This window comes from Cupriavidus sp. 05T42 (genome assembly GCF_056396345.1).
Map to the genome: position 1 here is coordinate 12064 of NZ_JBFTLH010000001.1, position 23084 is coordinate 35147.

Sequence of the window (23084 nt, forward strand, 5' to 3'; positions counted from 1 at the left end):
CTATCTAATTAGTCAGGAAGGAAGTCAGACGGCGGGCGCGTCCTGCGCCACGCCGTCTCGGCGTGCCACGTCGGCCACGATGCGGTCCACGGCCGTGAGCATGGCCTGGGGGGAGAAGCGCGCCACCGCTGCCGCGCGGGCGCGGACGCCCATCCGGTCGCGCTCGGCGGCGTCAGCCAGCCGGGTCAGGGCCGCCGCGAGCGCCGGGGCATCGTCGCAGGGGATCAGGATGCCGGTCTCGCCATCGTCGACGATCTCGGTGACACCGCCGGCCGCCGTCGCCACCACCGGGCGCGCCGCCAGCATGCCCTCCACCACCACACGGCCGAATGGCTCGGCGCGGGTCGAGGCATGCACCACCACGTCCATGCAGTGCATGAGTTCGGCCACATCGGCCCGGAAGCCGGTGAAATGGACGCGCCCCGCCAGGTCCGGCTGCGCCGCGCGCTCGCGCAGCGACGCCTCGTAGGCGTGCTCGCCGAACAGCGCCCCGCCCACCACGACCATGGTGGTGTCGGGCATGCGCGACACCGCATCCATCAGCACGCGATGGCCCTTCCAGGACGTCAGCCGGCCGAACAGGCCGACCACCAGGCCCCGGGCGGGCAGGCCGTTCGCCACGCGCAGCGCCATGCGGTCGCGCTGCAGCGCGGCGTCGAACGGCGCGGGATCGATGCCGTTATGCACCACGTCCACCGGCACGCCTTCGCCCGCCAGCCTGCGGAACGCGTCCGCGCTGGCCTGCGAGTTGGCCACCACGCGCGAKAGCCCGCGCGACAGCCAGCGGATCGCCAGTAACTGCGTGCCGCCGAAAAAGCTGTCATCGACGATATCGCGCAGGTGCCAGACCACCGGGCGGCGATGCAGCCACTTGCCGAGCACGCAGACCGCCATGGCGCGCTGCGTGTTGGCGTAGACCACGTCCGCGCCAGCCGCACGCCGGGCCACACGCCGCACCAGGGAGGGCAGCGCCAGCAGGCCGCGCAGCGCGCTCGCGCCGAATCCGCGCTGGCGCAGCGCCGCCACGGCGTCGCTCGCCTCCACGCGCACCACCACGCCCTGCGCGGCCAGGCGCTCGCGGAACGGGCCGTCGGCGAGCAGCACCACCTCGCTGTCATGCCGGCGATGCCGCGCGATGTCGAGCAGGCTGAGCTGCGCACCGCCGATCTCACCGCTCTGGTCGACGAACAGCACGCGCCGTGCAGGCGACGGCTGATGGTTGCCCGTCCTGGCGCCATGGGCCAGCAGGTCTACGTGCAGCATACGTGGGGGGTCCTGTTCAGCCATGGCGCGCAAGCTCCTTGGCGGGCTCGGTCACGCCGGCGACGGGAAGGGGGGCATGGGGGGCGTGCTGGGGCGGTCGCGCCTCCGCCAACTGCTCGGCCAGCAATTCGGTGTAGATGGCGCCGTAGTCGCGCTCCACGCGGTCCACGCGCAGCCAGTCGATGTCCTGTGCGGCGCGCGCGCGCCAGCCGTCGAGCGTGTCGCGGTCGCGCAGCAGGCTCGACAGCGCCTCGCCCAGCAGGCGGGGCCGCTGGGCCGGCACGATCAGGCCCGCCGCGCCGTAGCCGAGCGCCTCGGGCACGCCACCCACCGCCGTGGCGACGATGGCGCAGCCCGCCTCGCGGGCTTCGCTCAGCACCAGCGGGAACGACTCCGAGTGCGAGGCCAGCACGAATACGTCGGCGGCCCGCATCCACGGCCGGGGGTCGCGCGCGAAGCCGGGCAGGTGCACGGCGTCGCTGACGCCCAGATCCTCCGCCAGCTGCACGCAGGCGGCGCGGTCCGGGCCGTTGCCGACCAGATAGAGCTGCGCGCCCGGCACGGCGCGGTGCACATCGGCGAAGGCATCGATCAGATCGAGCACGCCCTTGCGCGCGTAGAGGCCGGATACCGTGACGATCGACGGCCCTGCCAGCGTCTTTCGTGCCGCCGGCAGGCGCGCCAGCCGGGCCGAGCCGATGGTGCCGTTGCGCACCACGCGAATCTTGTCCGCCGGAATGCCGCGCCCGATCATCGACGCCGCCACGGCGCCGCTGACGGCCACCACGCGGTCGCCCAGGCGCATCAGGTCCGAGCTGCGCTGGAATTCGTTATGGACCGTGGTCACCAGCGCGTAGCGCCCGCCGCCCGCGCGGCGCGCCAGCGCGCCGACCAGCGCCCCGGACACCATATGCGCGTGGACGATGTCCGGCGTGGTCTCCCGCGTCAGACGGCGCAGTTCGCGCACCGCCAGCGGCAGCGCGAGCGGCTTGCGCTGCGCCAGTGTCACGTGCCGCACGCCCKAGCCGGCCAGCAGTTCGCCAAACCCGCATTCGGCGGAGGCGATGGTGACCGCGTGCCCGGCCGCGGCCTGCGCCACCGCCAGGTCCACCATGACGTTCACGATGCCGTTGCCGACATCGCGGGCGTGGTTGGCCAGGTGAAGGATCCTCATGTCTTCCCTTCGTGGTTAGCGGGCGCGGCGACATCCGGTGCCGCGCCATCGGGCGTGGGGCGCGGCGACACGCGCCGCCAGGCCGACTTCGCCACATCCCGGAACGTAGCCGAGCTGTGCAGCGACCATCCCATGTTGCAAAGGGCGAGCGCCGTGCCCGCCGCCAGGCAAGGGAGCCAGCCGTCCACGTGCGATGCCAGCAGCAGCGCCAGCGAGACGAACACCAGGTGCGGCGCCATCTCATGCACCAGCGGCCTTGCGCGCATGCCGCAGAGCCGCAGCAGCGCCGCATACTCGGCCACCMCGCGCACCAGCACCGCCATCACCGCACCCTGGATGCCGAACACGTAGACCCCGCCCCACAGCAGCAGCGCAAACGCCGGCAGCAGCAGCAGCGACACGTGCGCCACACCCGCCTCCTTGCCTTGGGCCAGCATGAGGTTGCGCGCCACGGTCGTCTGTCCGCCAAGCCACACACCCAGGATCATGATCCGGCCGATCTCGCCCGAGCTGGACGACAGCTCCTGCCCCACCCACGAGCGCAGGAACGGCTCCAGCACGAACAGCGCGCCAATCGTCACCGGCGTGAGCAACGTCTGGAGAAAGCCGAGCGCGTGATGGGCGATCTCCACCGCCTCCTCGCGCGGGGCGGCGGCCAGGCGCGGGAACAGCGTGCGCGAGAGCGCACCCGAGAGCAGGTTCAGCCGGGACACCAGGTTCTGCGGCACCGCGTAGTACGTGACGAAGCGCGGCGGCTGGAGCGCGCCGACCACCACGCGGTCCAGCGACTCGCCGATCATGTTGGCCGCCACGGTCAGCTGCAGCCAGCGGCCGTAGCCGAACAGGGCGCGCACGCAGGCGCGCTGGGCCCGCTGGACGGTGTCGATCTCCAGCACCCGCACCGCCGCCACGCCCAGCATCAGCGCACTGATGGCCCGGGCGATCACCGCCGTACACAGCGCCACCTGCAGGGTTGGCGCGAACACGAACGCCGCCGTCACCGGCAGCACCTGGAACATCACCGTGCCGATGGTCTGGTTGATGTTGAAGACCGAGAAGCGCTCTGCTGCGCTGATGGCCCCGGCGAACACCAGCGCCACGTTGCCGACCGGGATCGACAGCGCGATCCACGGCAGCGCCCGCGTCACCTCGTTCAGCAGCGCCTCGGGCGCGTGCGTGGCCCAGTGGAAATAGGCGCCGGCCACGCCCCACAGGATCACCGCGCCGATCAGCCCGGTGACCAGGCTGGTCCAGAGCGCGCTCCAGAACGTCAGGGCGATGTCGGTGCGGTCGGCGACGGCCAGCGCGCGGGCGATGCGCTTCTCGCCGGCCAGGCTGATGCCGAAGTCGCACAGCGTGAAATAGCCCACCAGCACCCAGACCAGCGTCATCACGCCGAAGCGGTCCACGCCCAGCACCTTGATATAGAGCGGCACGGTGACCAGCGACACCAGCGTCGGCAGGGCGAGCCCGGTCAGGTTGATCAGCAGGTTGCGCCGCAGGGTGACGTCCATCATGGCCGTTTCGCCTCCCCGGCCGATGCCGCCGCCACCGCCGCCGGGCGCCACCGGTACATCAGGTTCTTGCCGCGCGCGTCTTCCTCGACGAAGACCACATACTCGCCATTGGGGCGACGCAGCGCGGTGATGCCCATCGGCACATCGACCCAGCCGCTCTCGTTGCCGACCTCGCCGCCCGGCGTCATCACGCCGATATGCCGGCCGGTGCGGTTCTCCAGCACCCGCACATGGGCCTTTTCGGCCTCGACCAGGAACATGTAGTCGCCGGCCACGGCGATGCCCTCGATGCCCTGCGTCGGGCGGCGGCCCGGCAGGCTGTCCAGCTCCACCACGTAGCGCGGCTTGCGCACGGTGTTGCGGCTGGTGCCGCGCCAGTTGTCGTAGCGCGCCACCACGCGCCCGATCGAGTCCCACTGGCCGGGGTCATAGGGCTTGGCGGCCGTGGCGCCGGTCAGGTACATGGTGTCGGTCTCCGGGAAATATTGCAGGCGCTGCACCTTGGTGAACGGCGCCGGCATCGGCTCGCGCTCCACGGTGTCGAAGCTGTAGTCGGGATTGCCCTGGCGGTCCAGCCCGCGCAGGCGGAAGCGGCGGATGCCCTGGTCGTAGGAGCCGGCCCAGACGTCGCCCCGGTCGTCCACCCACCAGGCCTGCATGGCGGGGGCGTCGCGGCCGCTGTTGCGCTCGAACTCGTTGGCCTGGAAGCGGGAATCGCCGTTGTCGTCGTGCCAGATCCATTCGCCCGATGGCGGCTGGAACGGCGGCCAGTTGCCTTCGATGCGCCGGGTCGAGATGAACCCGGCCGGCACGGCCAGTTCCGAGCGGGCCGGATCGAAGCGATAGATCTTGAGGTACTTGGCGTGGCGGTCCGTGAAGAAGCCGAACAGCCGGCCCTGGATGCGCCGCATCAGCGGAAAGCCGCGCCCCTCGGGGCCCGCCGCGAAGGCGGCGTCCTGCGGGTAGCGGAACGGGTCCTGCGTGATGCCGGTGTAGCGCCACTCGCTGCCGGGGTCCATGTGGTCGAAGTCGAGCCGGAAGCGCCGGGTGCCGGTGTAGGCCCAGCCGGGGTCGCCCGGATCGACATGCACGGTGTCGAGGAACAGCAGGCCCTCCAACCGCCAGCGCGGCTTGGCGTCCGGCGTGTAGCTTTCGAGCACGGCGCCGAAATGGTAGGGGCGATGGCCCACCGGGCGCGGGCCCATGCCGCTCATCGCCACGTAGATATTGCCCTTGCGATCCAGGCCCACGCTGGTCAGGCCCTGGAAGCGCAGCGGTCCCACGCTGCCCGCGCGCGCGCCGTTGCGGGTGCTGTAGGCGCCGCCGCGCTCGCCCAGCTCGCCCGCCGGGGTCACGGTGTTGCCCTCCACCTGGAACCAGAGCAGGTTCTGGTTCGGGCCGTTGTCGGCGATCAGCAGGCGGCCGTCCACGCCCACGGCGATGTCCACCGGCAGGGTGCCGGCCGGCAGCGGCACCTGCGCGGTGCGCTTGCCGTCGGCATCGAAACGCACCACCTGCCGGCCCTGCGTGCCCGCCGTGCGCAGGATCACCCACAGGTTGCCGGCGCCGTCCGGCGCCATCTTGCCCGGCTGCTCGGCCTCCCAGGTGCCCAGCCGGCGCATGGTGCGCGTGTCGAAGCGGTCGATGCGGTTGCGCAGCGGCGTGGCCGCATAGAGCACGTTGTTCTGCACCGCCAGCCCGCGCACGGCGGCGTCCTCGCCCTCGCGCACGGCGGTGATACGCAGGAAGCTGTTCAGCACCGGGCTTGGGTTCACGTCGTCGGCATTGCCCACCCCGCCCTCGAACGGCGCGCCGCGCGACAGGTGGTCGAGTTCGCGCCGCATCAGGCCGAACCAGACCGTGTTCTTCTCGGGATAGCCGGGCCGGTTGGCCAGCTTGCCGCCGGCATTCTCGATGCGCGCCGCCGTAAAGGCGTAGCCGTCGCCCACGGCGATCKCGTCGCCGCCGAAGTTGCCCCAGCCGTGGGTGTGGTCGCCCACGCCATCGACCTTGCCGTCGCGGATGAGCGTGATCTCGCCGCCGGCCTCGTCCCACTCGGTGTTGGTCACCACCACACCCTCCGGCGTGACGGCGATGTCCTCCACGGCGTTGGGCACCCAGCGGCCATTGCCGAACCCCAGCGTATTGCCGACCCAGGACGTGCGGTAGTCGAGCCCCACCGCGCCCACTGGTGTGCACAGCAGCAGCAGGACGATCAGCCCCAGCGTGGCGAGGAAGGAACCGAGACAGGGACCGAAACGCGTCTGGCCTGGCCGGGGCACGCACGCGGGCGGCACCCGGTGCGCATCAGCCATCGCGCCACCCCGCAAAGCCGTCGAGCTGGTCATCGCGCACGGGCTGGGAGGCATCGTCGCCCCCGCCGGACGACTTCCCCCCGGCGGCGATGGCCCGCGCCCGCGCCACGAAGCCCAGCAGCGCCTCGCGGAACTGGTCGGCCGAAAACTGCTCGGCGTTGAGCCGGCAGTACTCGGGGCGGAACAGTTCGGGCTGGCGCTCGAAGCGCTCCACGGCGTCGATAATCGCCGGCACGGTCTGTTCGGCAAAGAACAGCCCGGTGGGCATGGCGCTTTTCTCGTCGCGCACCGTCTCCAGCGCGCCGCCCCGGCCATAGGCGATGACCGGCGTGCCGCAGGCCTGCGCCTCCACCACCGAGATGCCGAAGTCCTCCTCGGCCGCGAACAGGAAGGCCCGGGCGTGCTGCATGGTGCGGCGCATGGCCTCGAACGGCAGGTGGCCCATCACCTGCACATTGGGCCCCGCCGCCTGGCGCACCTTGTCCAGCTCCGGGCCGGTGCCGACGATGATCAACTTGCGGTCCGGCATCTTCGCGAAGGCCTCGGCGATCAGCGGCACGCGCTTGTACGGCACCAGCCGCGACACCGTGACGTAGTAGTCCTCGCGCGGGCCGCCGGGAACGAAGGCTTCCACGTCCACGGGCGGATGGATCACGCTGGCATGGCGGCCGTAGATCTTGCGGATGCGCCGCGCCACGAACGCGGAGTTGGCGATGTAGTGGTCCACGCCATCGCGCGTGCGGGCGTCCCAGTTGCGGATGTAGTGCAGCAGCAGCCGCGCCAGCACCGAGCGCAGCCCGTATTGGAGGTTGCTCTCGCGCAGGTACTGATGCTGGAGGTCCCACGCATAGCGGATCGGCGTGTGGACGTAGCTGATATGGAGCTGGTCGGGGCCGGTCAGCACGCCCTTGGCCACCGCGTGCGAGCTGGAGATCACCAGGTCGTAGCCGGACACGTCGAGCTGCTCGATGGCGAGTGGCATCAGCGGCAGATAGCCGCGATAGCGCGTGCGCGCGAACGGCAGCCGCTGGATGAACGAGGTGGTGACGGGCCGCCCCTGCAGGAAGGCGCGTTCCTCGGCGAAGTCGATCAGGCTGAACACGTCCGCCTCGGGATAGCAGCGCAGGATCTGCTCGAGCACCCGTTCGGCGCCGGCGTAGGCCACCAGCCAGTCATGGACCACTGCAACTTTCATCTTTACTCCCTCGATCCTGCTGGCCTGTTCATTCGCATTGATTGACCGCCTCGCGGTACACCTGGGCCACCTTCGCCGCGATGACCGGCACGTCGAAGCGCTCGCGCACGTAGCGGCGGCACGCGTAGGCGTCCGGCAGCCGCAGGTTGCCGCGCAGCGCATCGGTCAGGCCGGCCGCCAGCGCGCTCATGCCGCTGGACGGCAGCACCAGCGCCTCGGACAGGTCGCGCACGGCCTCGGGCAGCCCGCCCACGGGCGTTACCAGCACCGGCGTGCCGGCCGCCAGCGATTCCACCGTGGTCAGCCCGAATCCCTCCAGCGAGAGCGTGGGCACCACGCTCACGTCCGCCGCGCGGTAGATCAGCGGCAACTGGGCATCCGGCAGCGCGCCAAGCAGCCGCACGTGATCCTGCAGGCCGATGGCGGCGACGCGCTCGCGCAGTTCGGTATCGAGCGTGCCGCGCCCGACGATCAGCAGCAGCGCATCCGGCACGCTCCGGCGCACGCTCGCCATCGCATCGATCAGATCCTCCAGCCCCATGCGCCGTACCAGCCGGCGCAGCGTCAGCACAATCGGGCGATCGGTCGGCAGGTTCAGCGCCTGGCGCGCGGCGCGGCGGTCCATCGGCACGTTGAAGCGCGCCGCATCGACACAGCCCGGCACGATGCGGATCCGCGCCGGGTCCACGCCGTAGCGCGTTTGCAGCACGCGGCCGAAGGCCATCGACAGCACGATATGGAGCCGGCAGCGCGCATAGACGGCAGCCTCCACGCGATGCTGGATGCGGCTGGCCGCGTCCGCCACGCCCTCGGCCTGGTTCTCGGCGGCCCAGGGGCCGTGGAAATGCATCACGGTCGGGTAGTCGCGGATCAGGTCCAGCCCGGGCAAGGTGTAGAGGGCAAAATGCGAGGCGATGACATCGGGCTTCTCCTGCGCCAGCATCGCGCGCAGCGTCCGGCGCGCACGCAGCAGCCGCATCGGCACGCTCGCGTCGGCCGGCGCGAACGCCTTGATGGCGCCATGGGTGTCGGCCGCCGCCGCGCCGGAGCCGGCCAGCATGCCGCGCACCTCCACCCCGGCTGCCGGCAGCGCGCCGGTCAGCGCGTGGTACATGCGGTCCAGCCCGCCCGCGCGCTCGGGAAACCAGTGCATGCCGATCTGGAACGCGGACAGCGGCGGGCGCGCGGCTTGCGCGAGTTGTGCCGCCAGCGTCTCGGGGCCGGCGTCGTTCGCGCCCGGCTGCACGCGCAGCGCGCCAGGGGGATGATGCGGTGCAGTCAGGTCGCCAATCGCCAGTCGTGCGGTCATCGGGTCTCTCCCTTCAGCGTCATGTCGGATTCCTGTGATCGGATGGGTACGGGCCGCACGGCCAGGCGGCGGTAGAGCTGCAGGTAGTGCTGGCCCATCGCGTCCCAGCCCTGCGCCAGCATCGCGGCGCGGCCGACCTGCCCCATGCGCCGCAGCGCACCGGGGTCGGCCGTGAAGTGGCGGATCGCGGCGGCCAGCGCCACGGCGTCGTCGGGGTCGTCGATCACGATGCCGGCGCCATCCGGCACCAGTCCAGCCGCGCCCGTGGAGCGCGCGGTCAGCACGGCCATGCCGCTGGCCATGGCCTCGAGCACCACAAGCCCCATCGGCTCGTACCGCGACGGAAACACCAGCGCGTCGCAGCTGCGCATCAGCGTGGGCATGTCGGCCACATGGCCGAGGAAGTGCACGCGGTCAGCCAGCCCGAGTTCGCGGGCGCGCTGCGGATAGGGGCTGCCTTCGGCGTTGCCGGCCACGGCCAGCGCCACGGGCTCCGGCACCTGGGCGAGCGCCGCCAGCACGGTATCCAGGTTCTTGCGCGGCGTGCGCAGGTCGCCCGCGAACAGCAGCAGCGGCACGCCCACCGGCAGCCGGAAGCGCGCGCGGCAGACCTTGCCCGGGGCGAACTCGGCGGTATCCACGCCGTTCGGGATGACCTCGATGCCGTCCACCGGCACGCCGGTCGCCCGCAGTTCCGCCACGATGCGCGGCGACACCGCCACCACCGCCCGCGCGCGGCGGAACGCCATGCGCTCCAGCCGGGCGTTGAGCCGCGTGTAGGCCCATTGGTAGGCGGCGCGCGCGCCGTCGCGCAGGCGGTAGGGGTAGTAGCCGGAATGGAGCCAGCCGTGGTGCACGAAGTGCGCCGTGTTCACATCGGCATGGGCCCAGGTGATGAAGCCGTTCACGTGGACGATGTCGAACTGCCGGCGGTGCCGCGCCAGCCACCAGCCACTCGCCACGGCGAAGGCCTGGTAGCGCAGCAGCGCCGTGGGCAGCCGCGCCTCGGGCACGGCGTGCCAGCGCACACGCGGATGCTCGCGCCACATCGCCGCCACCTGGCTGGCCACGAGCGTCACCTCGCAGCCCGCCGCCAGCGCCGCCGCCACGATCTCGTGGTTCACGCGGCCCTGCCCGTCGTTGCGGTCCACCACGTGCGTGACGATGGCGACACGCAGCGGCGGCACGGCCGACACTGCCGAGGCCCCTGTGGCGGATGCCGGCATCATGGCGTGGCCCCGCCCGATGCGGCCAGCATGCGCGCGTAGCGATGGCCGATCACGGGCAGCGTCACGCCGAGCTGGAACAGGATGCCGTCGAACGCGTTCAGCGTGTTGCTGAACACCAGCATCGACACCAGCGCGATCGACGTCCCCACGGCGGCGGCAAGCAGCCGGTTGGACTTCATCGCCAGCCCGCGCTTCATCGCCCGGCCAATCATCCACAGCAGCCCGGTGAGGTAGAGCAGCGTGCCGGGCCAGCCCATCACGAACGGAATCTCCATCAGCCCGCTGTCGAACACGCCGAACTTGCCGAGCTGGCTGGTGGCGGAATCGAGCTTGGTGCCGATGCCGACCGAACCCATGCCTGCCCCGGCGATGTCGCTGGTCGCCGCGGCCAGGAAGGACTCGTAGAAGCGCATGCGGATCTGGAAGCTGCGGTCGTCCTTGATCGAGGTGACGCTCTCCATGCGGTCCAGCACCGGCTTGGCGAACTCCTCAACGGCGAACATCGGCACGGACAGCGCGGACACGATCAGGATGGCGAGGATCACCCGGGCACGCGTGCGGGCGTCGATGCAGGCCAGCGCGTAGATCCCGCCGATGATCAGCCCGCCCCAGGCCGAACGCACGGCGGTGAGCATCAGCACCACCAGCCCGGACACCGCGCCCACCCAGACCACCTTGCCGCGCCCGGCCAGCATGAACAGCAGGCCGCCCATCAGCACCGTAGCGAGCGGCCCCGGCGAGTTGAGCGTGCTGAACACGCGGAAGCTGAACGGCAGCGGCTCGCCCACCGAGCCGATGCCCGATTTCAGCATCCACATGGCGTCCCAGGGCGGCATCAGCACGTACTGGATCACCCCGTAGATGCCGATCACGAACATGCCCCAGCTGAACGTGGAGACCAGCACGCGCGAATAGACCGGGAAGTGCTTCCAGGTGGCCAGCACATGGAAGCCGACGAAGACCGGGATGATGGCGTAGCCGAACGAGAACAGCGCGGACGGCACCGAGTTGCGGATGCATCCCACCACCAGCGCGTACGTCATCGCCAGCACGATCAGCAGCGACGGGAAGGCGCGCTTGGTCGCCACCACGCGGTAGTGGGTGAGCACGGTCAGGCCGCTGAGGATGGCCACCAGCACCGGCGCCATCTGGATCGGGCTGATCGGGTTGTAGGCGCCGTTGAAGAAATCGGCGATGCGGCGCACCTCGGGCGAGAGGAAGTAGAGCCAGCACATGAAGGACACGTACTCGGCCGGGTTGCGCCGGTAGCACATCAGCCCCACCAGCACGGCGCCCACCGGGTACGCCAGCTCCACCACGCGGCCCAGCCTGAGCAGGATCAGCACCAGCACGAAGGCGAAGAACAGCCCCGGCACCAGCGCCGGGTGGAGCTGGCGGTTGGCGCGGCGGGGGCCGTCGAGGGCGAGGGTCATCACGGGCGGGCTCCCGGGAGGGGTGCGTGGTGTGCGTGACGTGCGGGGCGGCGCATCAGGCGGGCTGCCCGGACGCGCGCGCGAGCGTGTCGCTCAGGCTGTCGGACTGCGGCACGGCCTCGCCGACCACGGTGTTGAGGATGCCCCCCACCACATTGCCGCCAGCGCGCTTGAGCCGCTTGACCGCATCGACGATCTGTTCCTCGGTATGGGCGCCCGTGCGCAGCACCATCACGGTGGCGCCAGCCAGCGCGGAGACGGCCATCGCATCGTTGTGGTCCAGCACCGGCGGGGTGTCGATGATGACGAGGTCGTAGGTGCGCGAGTAGGTGTCCAGCGCCTGGCGGAAGCGGGTGTTCATCAGCAGCTCGGCCGGCGTGGCGCCGAAGTTGCCGGCGGGCACGATCCAGAGGTTCGACACGCCCGTGGGCACCACGGCCTGGTTGGCGTCGATGCGGCCGCCCAGCATTTCCGAGAGGCCCATGCCGGCGGCCCGGTTGAAGTAGCCGGACAGGCGCTGGCGGCGCAGGTCGCCATCGATCAGCAGCACGCGGCGGTTCGACTTGGCCAGCAGCGTGCCGAGGTTCGACGTGACGAAGCTCTTGCCGACCCCGGAGGTGGCCCCGACCATCGCCACCACGCGGTGGCCCATCTGCTCCAGCGTGAACTGGAACTGGGTGCAGATGCCGCACAGCGCCTCGATGGCCTCGTCGTGCGGCCGGCTCTCCGCCAGGACCGGACGGGTGGCGGCGGGCAGCCATTCCTCGGCGCGCTCGGGCGTCACCGGCACGTGCTCGGCGCCGGCCAGTTCCACCGGCAGCGGCAGCTCGGGCGGGGCCGTGGCCTCGAGCCGCGAGTAGTCCTCCAGCCAGCTCTGCGCCGGGCTGAACGGAATCTCGCCGAACATCGGCAGCGCCAGGCGGCGTTCGATCTCCTCCATCTCGTGCATGCGGCCAAACACCGCGCGGCGCATGAACACCGTCAGCACGGCCAGCACCAGTCCGAGGATCAGCCCGGCCGCGATGATCAGCGCCCGCTTGGGCTTGACCGGCGACGACGGCACCAACGCCTCGTCCAGCACATGCACATTGCCGACCATGCCGGCGCGGTTGATCATCAGCTCCTGCGTCTTGTTCTGCAGCGAGATGTAGATCTCCTGGGCGATCTTCACGTCGCGCTCCATGCGCACGCCGGCCTTCTCGGACGCGGGCATGTCGTGGAAGCGCGATTCCAGCTTCTGTTGCAGCGCGCGCAGCTGCCCGAGCTGCGTGTCGATGGTCTGCACCTGCGGATGGCCCGGCATGAAGCGTTGCAGCAGCTGCGTGCGCTGCAGGTTCAGCTGGGCGATCTGGCGATCCAGCTCCAGCCCGCCCGCGAGGTAGGACTGGGCTTCCGACGTCGGCTTCACCGCGCCCTGGCGCTGTTGCAGCGCGGCCAGCGCGTCCTCGGCCTTCTCCAGGTCGGCGCGCACGCGCGGCACCTCGGCGTTCAGGAAGTCGAGCGTGCGGGCGGTTTCCTCCTGATGCCGCTCCAGGTTCTGCCGCACGTAGGACTGCACCACCGCGTTGGCGATCTGCATGGCGCGCACGCGGTCGCTGCTCTCCATCGAAATCTGCACGATGCCGGTCTGCTTGCCCTGCTCCAGCACCAGCAGCGACTTGGCCAGCCCGCCGATGGCGGCAAGCTGGTTCGAGCGCGTGACCGTGAACTCGGTGCCGGGCCGCGCCACGAGCTTGCCGATGCGGATCTGCAGCGGACCGTCGTCGGCAATCTCGCCCACCTGCCCGGTCAGCAGCTTCACCCCTTCGGGGTCGTACAGCGCGAAGCTGTCGTTGCCGAGCGCGCGCAGCGTCAGCGGCACCCCTTCCAGCGCCGCCGGCACGCCGAGCAGTTCCAGGTCGATCTGCTCGCCGCCCCAGGCGTAGCGCGACAGGCCGAACCAGGCCGGCGCCGGCTCGCCCGACTTGGCGAAGCGCCGCGCCAGGTTGCCGAGATAGGGCATCACCACCGGCGACACCGAGACGTTGAGTCGGAACGCGTTCACCACCGGCTCAAGCACCGAGCGGCTGCGGATGATCTCGATCTCGGTCTCGGTCCCCAGCTGCGAGGTGCCGCCCATCACCTGCGAGGCACGCGACAGCGGGCTGTCCGAGTTCTTCGCCTGCACCTGGAGCAGCGCATCCGCCGCGTAGATCGCCGGCAGCGAGTAGGCGTAGAGCGTGGCCACCGCGGCCACCACGGCCGTGATGCCGATCACCCAGCCAAGCTGCTGGCGCACCATGCGCACCAGATCGCGCAGGATGAACTCGTCGTCCTCCAGGGGCAGTGGCGTACCGTAGGGACGCTGGAAAGGGGTATTCATGTCGGCTCCGTCCTGACGATGCTAGCGAGCCAGTTCCACTGTGAAGAACAGGGTCTGGATGGTAGGGGTGATCTGGTCGAGCACGCGGTTGAAGCGCACGGCGTCCGAGGTGCCGACGTAGACCACATCAAGTGGCTCGAGCCGGAACTGCGTGGACAGCAGCATCGCGTCCACCTGGGTCATGTCCAGCCKGTACACGTCGGGCGTCTGCGGCTTGTCGCGCATGCCACGGATCACGAAGATCTGGCGCGGGTCGGCCGCCTTCACGTCGATGCTGTTCACGCCTGCCAGCGCGTCGGCCAGCGACAGCCGTCCCTTGTTCATCAGCAGCGACTGCGGGCGCGCCACCTCGCCGAGCACGAAGATGCGGCTGGACAGGCGGTCCGGCACGTAGACCACGTCGCCGCCGCGCAGCAGAAAGTCATGCGCGCCGTTGCGGCGTTCGATCAGCGCCTCGAGGTCGAACTCGAACAGCTTGCCGTCGCGGGTCAGGCGCACCTTCTGCACGTCCGCCTCCGGCGCGAAGCCGCCGGCCCGCGTGATGGCGTTGACCAGCGTCACCGGGACGTCCGTCACCGGCAGCATGCCCGGCGTGCGGACCTGCCCGGTCACGTCCACGCGCTTGCTGCGGTAGGCGATGACGCGCACATCCACGCGCGGGTCGCGCACGGTGTTCTTGATCGCCCCGGTGATCATGGCGCGCACCTGGTCGACGGTCTTGCCGCCCACGCGCAGCTTGCCCACCGGCGGGTAGTACATCTCGCCGGTACGGTCCACGCGGTAGCCGCTCTGGTCCGATGGCAGCCCGGTCGGGGTGACCTGTGGCACGCCGGGCACGGGCGCGGTGGCGCCGGTGACCGGGGCGGTCAGCAGGCCGGAACTCATCTCGGGGTGGTCGAGCACGGTCACGCCGACGAGGTCTTGCGGTCCGATCAGGTATTCGTAGCCGTCGAGGTCGTCGCCCAGCTTGCCCGTGCGGGCTGGCGAATCGGGCACGGCGGCGGCCAGCGCGATGGAGTCCGGTTGGGCGCGCACCACGTCGGCGGTGATCAGCTTGACCGGATAGACATCCGTGCCGGTCTTGGCGGACAGGTCGTCCTGGATGCGGCTGCTGTCCAGTGCGGGCCCCGGTGCCCAGGTGCAGCCGCCAAGCGCGGCCAGCATGGCCAGCGTAACGAGGCGGGGGAGGAATCGATTTACCATGGCAGCTTCTCCTTGTCGGCGCCTGCGCGCCCTTGTTGCTGCATACCGATGGGAGTCATTGAAGCGCCGCCGGCATCGGGGCGGACGTCTGTTTCCGCACGTTCGGGCACACCGGACGTGGGCGGCACCACGTGGGGCATGCGCCGCATGGCGTCGGGGGCATGCAGCGCCATCAGGGCATCGGCCCGGGCGCGCTGCGCGAGCGCCATGCGCCGCCAGGCGCGGCCACCCTCGCCGCCCAGGCACAGCGCCAGTGCGCGCAGCCAGCCCGGATAGTTGCGCGAGCCCGCCAGCACCTGCCACGCGCCCGCCATCGCCCGGCGGCTGGCCGGCACGCCGGTGGCGCGCAGGTGCTCGTCGAGTACCAGGTGGAGGTTGTAGCTGGCGTTGTAATAGGACTCGGCGTTGAAGACCGCGCGCTGGTCGGCATCGGCACGCGGCGCCGGAAAGTGATCGACACACAGCGCCGGGTCGTACAGCAGCCGCCAGCCCGCACGGCGCACGGCCAGGCTGAAGGCGAGGTCGTTGTGGACCTGGGCGCCCGCGCCGCGCAGCCGCGTGTCGAAGCGCAGCCCGGCCACCGCGTTGCGCCGCCACGCCATGTTCACGCCCTTGAGCACGTCCACGTCGCGCGGCGCGCCGGCGCCGATGTGATGATTGCCGATCACGCGGCCGTACCAGCGCACCTGGCCCACGCAGTTCGCCGCGCCTTGCAGGACGCGGCCGGCTTCGTGCACGCGGTCACGCCCGCCCACGCCGCCGAGGCTGGCATCGCGCGCGAAATGGCCGCCGATACGCGCCAGCCAGTCTGGATGCGGCGCGGCGTCGTCGTCGGTCAGGCACAGGATGTCGCCGCGCGCAGCCGCGAAGCCGCGGTTGTTGGCGGCCACCTGGCCCGGCTCGTCCACCGTCACCAGGCGCAGGCCCGGCAGGGTGTCGGCGCTGGCCGTGGAGAGCCAGCGCGAGAGCAGCGCCAGCGTGGGCGCGTCGTCGGCGCGCGCCACCACCACCACCTCGTCGGCGGGGCGCTGCTGGCGCGCCAGCGCGCGGAGGCAGCGGTCCAGGTCGTCGCAGCGCCTGTAGCTGGGAATGATTACCGATAGGTCCATCTTGGCGTCCCCCGGCGGATCAGCGGGCGGGCTCCATTGCCGCGCTGCCTTGCCGCCACATCACATACCGTGTCTCAGTACGCCCGCGCTGCTCTCAGTAGGCATTGCGCCGGAGCAAAATGCACGCCGGCGTGCGCAGGATGATCTGCATGTCGAACCAGAACGACCAGTTCCGGATATAGAACAGGTCGAACTTGACCCGCGTTTCCATCTTTTCCACCGTGGACGTCTCGCCGCGATACCCGTTCACCTGCGCCCAGCCGGTCAGGCCAGGGCGGATGCGGTAGCGGTGCATGTAGCCCTCCACCAGGTTCTTGTAGAGATCGTCGTGCGCCAGCGCATGCGGGCGCGGCCCCACCAGCGACATCTGTCCGCGCAGCACGTTGAGCAGCTGCGGCAGTTCGTCGATCGACAGCGCCCGCAGCACCGCGCCCACGCGCGTCACGCGCGGATCGCCGCGCCGCGCCTGCGTGACCGTGCCGGGCGCCTCGTCGTGCAGGCACATGGTGCGGAACTTGAGGATCTCGAACTCGCGGCCGTCGTAGCCCTTGCGGCGCTGGCGGAAGAACACCGGCCCGTGCGAGGACTGCTTGACCAGCGCCGCCACCACCACGAACAGCGGCACCAGCGCCACCAGCGCCAGCGCAGCCGCCACGCGGTCGAAGATCTCCTTCGGCCAGAGCTGGTATTCATCGGCCGGCGAGACGGCCAGGTTCAGCGTGGGATAGCCGAGCACCTTGTCCACCGAGCACTGCAGGTGCGGCAGGCCGCGCAGGTCCGGCATGTAACGGATGTCGACAAAGTCGTTGCGGAACTCGCGCACGAAGCGGCGCACCAGATGCTGGTCCGCCAGCGGCAGCGCCAGCCAGATCTCGTCGATGGCGCGCGCGCGGACCATGCCGGCAAAGTCGCGGAAGTTGGCGCAGACCGGCACGTTGTGCAGCCACTCGGGGGCATCGTCGCTCTCGTCATAGACGCACACCGCCCGATACTGCGCGCCCGGCGCGTGGGCCAGCTGCGCCAGCATGTTGCGGGCATGGGCGCGCGTGCTGACCACGGCCACCGTGCGCGTGCGCGTGGCCGCCCGGCCCAGCCGCCGCGCCACCCAGCCCGGCACCAGCCGCGCCAGCACCAGCATGCCCGCCGAGGCGGCGGTCACGGCGATGAACCACGAGGTCGGCACGTTCTCCAGGCGCGGCGTGCACAGCAGCGCCATGCCGGCCAGCGCCACCACGCCGCAGGCCGCCAGCACCCGGTGGGTGAGCTGGCTGAGCGAGCGGTCGCGCCACTGGCCGTAGACCCCGAACGCGGCGAACAGCACCACCGCCAGCAGGGCGTTGAACAACACCAGCATGGTCTGCGTGTCCGACCAGGCCAGCGGCAGGCCATGGCCCGGCAGCGCGGCGGGCACCATGAGCTGGTGCACCAGCAGCGCGCTGCCCGCCACCAGCAGCAGGTCCAGCGCGCAGGCAATCAGCCCGGTCATCGCGGCATCTCCTTACTTGCGGCCATAGTTGTCCTCGAAGCGCACGATGTCGTCTTCCCCCAGATAGGCGCCAGACTGCACCTCGATGATCTCCAGCGGCGTCTTGCCCGGGTTTTCGAGCCGGTGCAGCGTGCCGATGGGGATGTAGGTGGACTGGTTCTCGCTGAGGATGCTGACGGTCTCGCCGCAGGTGACGCGCGCGGTGCCGCGCACCACCACCCAGTGCTCGGCGCGGTGGTAGTGCATCTGCAGCGAGAGGCTGGCGCCCGGCTCGACCACGATCCGCTTCACCTGGAAACGGTCGCCATGGTCGATGGCGTCGTAGCAGCCCCACGGGCGGTGCACCTTGCGATGGTTGACCACCTCGCTGCCATGCTCGGCGCGCAGGCGCTGCACCACGTTCTTCACGTCCTGCACGTGGGCCTTGTCGACCACCAGCACGGCGTCGGCGGTTTCCACCACCACCACGTCATGCACGCCCACGCAGGCAATCAGCCGGCCTTCCGAGTGGGCGAGGCAGGCCGTCGCGCCATCGAACACCACGCGGCCCCGCGCGGCGTTGCCAAGCGCATCCTTGGGCGCGATGTCCCAGATCGCCGCCCAGGAGCCGACATCGGACCAGCCCGCATCGAGCGGCACCACGCGCCCGGGCACGTCGGGCAGGCTTTCGAGCTTTTCCATCACGGCGTAGTCGATGGAGTCCGACTGGCACGCCCCGAAGGCTTCGCGGTTCAGCTTGTACGTGTCGCCACCCGCCTCGCCAGCCTCGTAGGCGGCGCGGCACTGCATATACATCTCGGGCTGGAGCTGGCTCACCGCGCGCAGCCACACTGCCGCGCGCACCACGAAGATGCCGCTGTTCCACCAGTAGCCGCCCGAGTCCACGTAGTGGCGGGCCAGTTCCAGGTGCGGCTTCTCGACGAACTTCTCGAGCGTGTAGGCGCCATCGACCGCCGTGCCGCCGGCGCGGATATAGCCGTAGCCGGTTTCCGGCGAGACCGGCACCACGCCGAGCGTGACGATGGCACCGGCGTCGGCATGGCGCACCGCCGTGGCGAGTGCCTGGCGGAACGCCGGCACGTCCGTCACGCTGTGGTCGGCCGGCGTCACCACCAGCACCACATCGCCTMCATCCGTAGCCGCCATCGCGTGCAGCGCCGCCACGGTCAGCGCCGGGGCGGTGTTGCGGCCGCAGGGCTCGGTCAGCAGGCGCGCGGGCTTGCCGGCGCGCTTCATCATGTCCGCGATCATGAAGCGATGTTCCTCGCCGCAGACCACCAGCTGCGGCGGCTCGATGCCGGCCGGGCGGCCTGCCAGCACCGCCACACCGTCGAAGCGGTGCGCGGTGGCCTCCAGCAGCGTGTCTTCCGCCACGAGGTTGAGGAGCTGCTTGGGAAACTGTTCGCGCGAGAGCGGCCACAGCCGCGTGCCGGCGCCACCGGCCATGATCACGGGCTGGATCGGAAACTGGATGACGGGCAGTGCCGCGGTCACGGGCGGCGCGAGGGCTGCGCCGAGCGTAACGGGCGGCAGGCCCACCGGAATCGGTTGGTTCATGGAATGCTCTCCCGGCCGGGCCGCATGCGGCTCAGCGTGTCAGGCGGAACAGCCGGGCGCGCGCGCGGGGCGGCTGCCAGACCATGCCGATGAAATGCGTACCGTGTTCCAGGTACGGGCCCTCGCGCTTGCTGAAGCCGAACCCCTCGCAAAATTCGCGCAGGTAGAACGGCACCTGGATGCCCACCGGCGCACCGGGCCAGCGCGTCTGGATGGCCTCCTGCGCGCTGCGCATCAATGCCTCGGCCGTGCCGTCGCCGCGACGCGACATGCGCGTGAGGAACTTGTCGATCCGGATCTCGCTGCCTTCCCCCTTGAGCAGGCGGGCGTAGGCCACCACCTGCTGTGTGTCCTCGGCCGGCTCCACGCCGAGCACGTGCGTGCCGACGATGTCCTTGCCGTCGACGTCGAGCAGCAGACTGCCCTGCTCCACGATGAAGACCTCGCTGCGCACGCGCAGGATCTGATACAGCTCCCGCGTGGTCAGCTCGCTGAATTCCTTGTCCACCCAGTTCATGCCCGCCTTCCTGGTCTGTCCAAAGGCATGGACGGCGCTGCGCACTGCGCTCACGCTCCCCATGCTCACCGCTGTCTCTCAATGCGCGCGCCGCAACGCTGGCGGCACGCGTCCCAATCCATGAGTTGCAGTGTAGGAACGGCCCCTCGCCGTCTCTGTACGCTTCCGCACACCTTGCCCGGCGTGCGGTGGCGTGCCCATCAGAGCGCGAAAAGGCCGGGAAAAGTGCCACTGCCTGCACGCGGCCTGCCCCTTGCCGGTGCCCCGCCAGCATGCGCGCAAACGTGCACCTTGCTGCGGCGCCTGTGTTGCCTCGCGCACCAATCTTTGGCGCGGTTGGGGCTGTAATGGAGACCGTCTGGCCGCGCCCGGCTGCGCGGCATGCCTACACAGCGGAGGAGAATCCATATGAATGTCACGGCGACCCTGGCACGCAGCACGCCGCAGCCCGCGCCGCATGCGCTGCATGGCGAGGACGTGATCTGGCAGGAGACCAACTGCTACATCGACCTGTGGATCGAACTGCTCAACGGCTGGGGGCTCGAACCGCGCGCCGCGCTGCCGTTCACCGTGACGCAGGACTTCGAGGGCGATCACTTCACCTTCTTCAAATACCCGACCAACGACATCGAGCGGCTCTACGGCACCGTGGTGCAGGAGATGGCGCTCTACGATGCGCTGGAGGCGCATCTCGTCGAACAGGTCGGGCGCGGCCACACGGTGCTGGTGGAGGTAGACAGCTACTACCTGCCGGACACCAAGGCCACTTCCTATCGGCAGAAACACGTCAAGACGTCGATCGGCGTGGACATGATCGACGCGCAGGCGCGCCGGCTGGGCTACTACCACGGCCTGGGCTACCACACGGTCAATGGCGACGACTACGAGGGCCTGCTGCGCCTGACGCCCGAACTCTCCGGCAATCCGGACCTGCTGTTTCCCTACGCCGAGTGCGCCAAGCGCGTGCGCGCGCCGGTGGCGCCGGGCATGCTGGCCGATGCCTCGGTGCGGCTGCTGCGCGAGCATCTGGCGCGGCGCCCCGCCGCCAACCCGGTGAGCCGGCTGCGCGCGGTGTTTCCGTCGCATATGGAGCGGATGCTGGCGCGCGGCGATGCCTACTTCCACCAGTACACCTTCAACGTGCCGCGCCAGCTCGGCGCCAACTTCGAGATGCTGCATCACTACCTGACGTGGCTCACGCGGCAGGGGCACAAGGTGCCCGAGCCTGTGGTGGACGCGGCGCACAGCATCGCCACGGAAGCCAAGGTGCTGCAGTTCCGGCTGGCCCGCGCGGTGGCGCGCGGCCGGACCGATGCCTGCTCGGACTGCCTGGATGTGCTGGAGTCCGCCTACGACCGCACGCTGTCTGGCCTGGTGGCCACGTTCGGCGCGGCGGGGCCGGTGCACGTCCATGCGGGTGCCTGAGGGCGGCGGCGCCATGGGCGGCGCGGGCGACGGCCCGAACGAGGACGGACACGGGGACGGACACGGACACGGCAGCCACGGCCCGCATGGCCCGGGGATGGTGCACGCCGTGATGGAACCGTTGCTGTTCGACGGGTGCTACGGCTGGCTGCACCGGCCCATCGCCCCCCTTTCTGCCGATCCCTGCGGCGTGGTGCTGTGCAACCCGTTCGGGCAGGAAGCGATCATGACCCACCGTGGCTGGCGCTACCTCGCCACGGCGCTGTCCGCCAACGGCATGCCGGCGCTGCGCTTCGACTACCACGGCACCGGCGATTCCGATGGCGACGAGAGCGATCCTGCCCGGCTGCAGGCGTGGACGGCCAGCATCGTGGCCGCCGTGCGCGTCCTGCGCGAACGTACCGGCGTGACGCGCGTGGCCTTGTGCGGCATCCGCCTCGGCGCGCTGCTGGCGGTGCTCGCCACGCAGGAGATGGAGGCGGAGGCGATCGATGCGCTGGTGCTGCTGGCGCCGGTGGTGCGTGGGCGTGACCATCTGCGCGAACTGCGCGCGTTGCAGAGCACCGCGCGATCGTCCCCGGCCGACCAGCTCGATCCGGCCGAGACCGAAGACTTCATGACCGTGGTCGGCAACCGCTTCTACCGCGACACCATCGACGCCATCCAGACGTGCGACCTCGGCAAACCCGGGCAGCTGCACCAGCGGCCCGCCGCACGCATGCTGATCCTGTCGGCCAGCACGCTCGACGGCGCCGGGCGGCTGGCCGAGAGCGCCGCCGCGCTCGGCTGCGACGTGACGCAGGCGCCGTTCGACGAATACGAGACCTATGTCAGCTATCCCGAGCTGAACGACCTGCCCTGGCAGGCGTTCCGGCACACCACGGCGTGGCTGGCCGGCGTACCCGAGACCGATGTGCGCGAGCCCGACAACGCGCGCGTGCGCCGCCTGTCCGCCGACGACGCGCCGGTACTGCACGGCGACCGCTTCGTGGAGCGCCGCGCGCACTACGGCGCCGACGGCCTGTTCGGCATCCTGTGCGAGCCGCCTGCCGCCGCGCGCGGCGACGGCGCGCCGGTGGTGCTCATCATCAACACCGGCGCTGGCCATCATGTGGGCGATGCGCGCATGGGCGTGCTCTGCGCGCGCTACCTTGCGCGGCGCGGCATTGCGTCGATGCGGATGGATCTGGGCGGGATTGGCGACAGCGTCTCGCTGGCGCTGCCCCAGTACGCCTTCCAGCCCTACGGCAGCCACCTGCGCCGCGACGTGACCGCCGCCGCCGCGTGGCTGGCCGCGCAGGGCTTCGGCCGGGTGGTGCTGTTCGGCATCTGCTCGGGCGCCTTCGTGGGGCTGCACGCGGCCACCGGCAGCGAGCACGTGGCGGGCGCGGTGCTGGTCAATGTGCAGAAGTTCCAGTGGCCCGAAGGGCTCGGCATCCAGGACGTGGTGCAGCAGCGCCCCAGCCCGCGCCAGGCGGCCACGCGCGTGTATCTGACCGCCGCGCTGGACACGCAGAAATGGGTACGCGTGTTCAAGGGCGACGCGGAAATCGGCTCGATTGCCATGGAGTTGAGCCGCCGCATCGTGGCCCGCGTGCGCACGCGGGCGCAGACACTGGCCGCGTGGATTACTCGCGCTGATACGCCAGTGCGTCAGGTGCACGGCCTCATTCGTCGGCTCGATGAACGCAGCGTGCCGGTGTGGCTGGTCTTCGGCGGCTACGATCCGGGCCTGGGGGAACTCGCCACGCACTTCGGCGCGCGCGGGCGGCAACTGCGGCGCTGTCGTCATGTGAAGTGCGTGATTTCGGATGAAGTGGACCACGCGCTGCGGTCCTACGCGGCACGCGAGGCGGTCTACGCCATGCTCGACCAGTACCTGCGTACCCATTTCTGCGAGGACGCAGACACCATCGCGGCCCTCGTGGCCGGCATCGATCCGGAGCCGGCGCTGCGCTGAACCAAGGCGGTACAGCGGTCGAACGGGCGC

Annotated in this window: 15 protein-coding genes and 1 pseudogene; 2 read left to right on the forward strand and 14 right to left on the reverse strand. The window is 70.6% G+C overall.

The window, feature by feature from the left end; genetic code table 11:
* Window positions 1–24: 24 nt before the first annotated feature.
* From AC1EJR_RS00070 to AC1EJR_RS00135, 14 genes and pseudogenes are all read right to left on the reverse strand, one after another.
* Complete coding sequence (locus AC1EJR_RS00070) at window positions 25–1263, reverse strand: glycosyltransferase family 4 protein (protein ID WP_441644630.1); 1239 nt, start codon at window positions 1261–1263, stop codon at window positions 25–27.
* Window positions 1264–1279: 16 nt separating this feature from the next.
* On the reverse strand, window positions 1280–2437 hold the full coding sequence (locus AC1EJR_RS00075; RefSeq protein WP_477146771.1) for a glycosyltransferase: 1158 nt from the start codon (window positions 2435–2437) through the stop codon (window positions 1280–1282).
* On the reverse strand, window positions 2434–3954 hold the full coding sequence (locus AC1EJR_RS00080; RefSeq protein ID WP_477146772.1) for an oligosaccharide flippase family protein: 1521 nt from the start codon (window positions 3952–3954) through the stop codon (window positions 2434–2436). The genes AC1EJR_RS00075 and AC1EJR_RS00080 overlap by 4 nt, the downstream gene beginning before the upstream one ends.
* Window positions 3951–6269, reverse strand: a complete 2319-nt coding sequence (locus tag AC1EJR_RS00085) for an NHL repeat-containing protein (RefSeq protein WP_477146773.1) — start codon at window positions 6267–6269, stop codon at window positions 3951–3953. Before AC1EJR_RS00085 ends, AC1EJR_RS00080 begins: the two co-directional genes overlap by 4 nt.
* Window positions 6270–6366: 97 nt before the next feature.
* A pseudogene (locus tag AC1EJR_RS00090) lies at window positions 6367–7512 on the reverse strand (glycosyltransferase family 4 protein); the annotation flags it as partial.
* On the reverse strand, window positions 7493–8617 hold the full coding sequence (locus AC1EJR_RS00095; RefSeq protein ID WP_255370805.1) for a glycosyltransferase family 4 protein: 1125 nt from the start codon (window positions 8615–8617) through the stop codon (window positions 7493–7495). The pseudogene AC1EJR_RS00090 and the gene AC1EJR_RS00095, both read right to left, overlap by 20 nt.
* Window positions 8618–8769: 152 nt before the next feature.
* Complete coding sequence (locus AC1EJR_RS00100) at window positions 8770–9951, reverse strand: glycosyltransferase family 4 protein (protein ID WP_092294394.1); 1182 nt, start codon at window positions 9949–9951, stop codon at window positions 8770–8772.
* 47 nt (window positions 9952–9998) lie between these two features.
* Entirely contained in the window at window positions 9999–11435 is a 1437-nt protein-coding gene (locus AC1EJR_RS00105) for an O-antigen ligase family protein (RefSeq protein WP_092294238.1), read from the reverse strand.
* 55 nt (window positions 11436–11490) lie between these two features.
* A complete protein-coding gene (locus tag AC1EJR_RS00110) occupies window positions 11491–13797 on the reverse strand; it encodes a polysaccharide biosynthesis tyrosine autokinase (RefSeq protein ID WP_092294236.1) in 2307 nt (768 codons plus the stop codon).
* A 21-nt stretch (window positions 13798–13818) separates the two neighbouring features.
* A complete protein-coding gene (locus tag AC1EJR_RS00115) occupies window positions 13819–15000 on the reverse strand; it encodes a polysaccharide biosynthesis/export family protein (protein ID WP_092294234.1) in 1182 nt (393 codons plus the stop codon).
* On the reverse strand, window positions 14994–16109 hold the full coding sequence (locus AC1EJR_RS00120; RefSeq protein ID WP_441591182.1) for a glycosyltransferase: 1116 nt from the start codon (window positions 16107–16109) through the stop codon (window positions 14994–14996). The genes AC1EJR_RS00115 and AC1EJR_RS00120 overlap by 7 nt, the downstream gene beginning before the upstream one ends.
* A gap of 94 nt (window positions 16110–16203) precedes the next feature.
* Window positions 16204–17595 carry an undecaprenyl-phosphate glucose phosphotransferase gene (locus AC1EJR_RS00125; protein WP_092294230.1) on the reverse strand — a complete coding sequence of 464 codons (1392 nt, stop codon included), beginning with the start codon at window positions 17593–17595 and terminating at the stop codon, window positions 16204–16206.
* Between the two features lie 12 nt (window positions 17596–17607).
* Entirely contained in the window at window positions 17608–19152 is a 1545-nt protein-coding gene (locus AC1EJR_RS00130) for a mannose-1-phosphate guanylyltransferase/mannose-6-phosphate isomerase (protein ID WP_477146774.1), read from the reverse strand.
* A 31-nt stretch (window positions 19153–19183) separates the two neighbouring features.
* Window positions 19184–19669: a GNAT family N-acetyltransferase gene (locus tag AC1EJR_RS00135; RefSeq protein WP_092294228.1), complete on the reverse strand. Its 486-nt coding sequence runs from the start codon at window positions 19667–19669 to the stop codon at window positions 19184–19186.
* 408 nt (window positions 19670–20077) lie between these two features.
* On the opposite strand from AC1EJR_RS00135, the gene AC1EJR_RS00140 reads away from it, so the two are divergent.
* Window positions 20078–21094: a DUF1839 family protein gene (locus tag AC1EJR_RS00140; protein WP_255370795.1), complete on the forward strand. Its 1017-nt coding sequence runs from the start codon at window positions 20078–20080 to the stop codon at window positions 21092–21094.
* Window positions 21081–23054, forward strand: coding sequence for a serine aminopeptidase domain-containing protein (locus AC1EJR_RS00145; RefSeq protein ID WP_477113105.1), 1974 nt, complete (start codon window positions 21081–21083; stop codon window positions 23052–23054). The genes AC1EJR_RS00140 and AC1EJR_RS00145 overlap by 14 nt, the downstream gene beginning before the upstream one ends.
* Window positions 23055–23084: the final 30 nt, after the last annotated feature.

Coding starts and splice junctions, on each gene's coding strand:
- AC1EJR_RS00095 (WP_255370805.1), bottom strand. CDS start 8,617: ATGCACTGGTTTCCCGAGCGCGCGGGCGGGCTGGACCGCATGTACCAC.
- AC1EJR_RS00105 (WP_092294238.1), bottom strand. CDS start 11,435: ATGACCCTCGCCCTCGACGGCCCCCGCCGCGCCAACCGCCAGCTCCAC.
- AC1EJR_RS00110 (WP_092294236.1), bottom strand. CDS start 13,797: ATGAATACCCCTTTCCAGCGTCCCTACGGTACGCCACTGCCCCTGGAG.
- AC1EJR_RS00120 (WP_441591182.1), bottom strand. CDS start 16,109: ATGGACCTATCGGTAATCATTCCCAGCTACAGGCGCTGCGACGACCTG.
- AC1EJR_RS00125 (WP_092294230.1), bottom strand. CDS start 17,595: ATGACCGGGCTGATTGCCTGCGCGCTGGACCTGCTGCTGGTGGCGGGC.
- AC1EJR_RS00135 (WP_092294228.1), bottom strand. CDS start 19,669: ATGAACTGGGTGGACAAGGAATTCAGCGAGCTGACCACGCGGGAGCTG.
- AC1EJR_RS00140 (WP_255370795.1), top strand. CDS start 20,078: ATGAATGTCACGGCGACCCTGGCACGCAGCACGCCGCAGCCCGCGCCG.
- AC1EJR_RS00145 (WP_477113105.1), top strand. CDS start 21,081: ATGCGGGTGCCTGAGGGCGGCGGCGCCATGGGCGGCGCGGGCGACGGC.